At 72.4% G+C, this 268-nt stretch carries 1 protein-coding gene; it reads right to left on the reverse strand.

Annotation, left to right across the window (positions count from 1 at the left end; genetic code table 11):
- Positions 1 to 268 (reverse strand): PLP-dependent transferase (locus GUI70_RS23385; protein ID WP_202630609.1); only part of this gene is annotated, 268 nt, incomplete at both ends.

The following is a 268-nucleotide window of genomic DNA, read 5'->3' on the forward strand; positions in this document are numbered from 1 at the left end:
TCGTCGGCGATGCGCCGCACGAGCGCGATGTCGACCAGCGTGTTGATCGGGTTCGACGGCGTCTCGATCATGATCACGGAGACGCGCCCCTTGCGCCGCGCCTCGTCCTTGGCGGTGCGGAGCGCGGTCTCGCCGACGCCGTCCGCGAACCCGACCGCGGCGATGCCCATCGGCGTGAGCGTGCGCGCGATGAGCGTCTCGGTGCCGCCGTAGAGCGGCTGGGAGTGCAGCACGCAGTCGCCGGGGCGCAGATGCGCGAGCAGCGTCG

The sequence above is a fragment of the Deinococcus alpinitundrae genome, from assembly GCF_009982895.1.
In the GTDB taxonomy this organism is placed as follows: Bacteria; Deinococcota; Deinococci; order Deinococcales; family Deinococcaceae; genus Deinococcus; species Deinococcus alpinitundrae.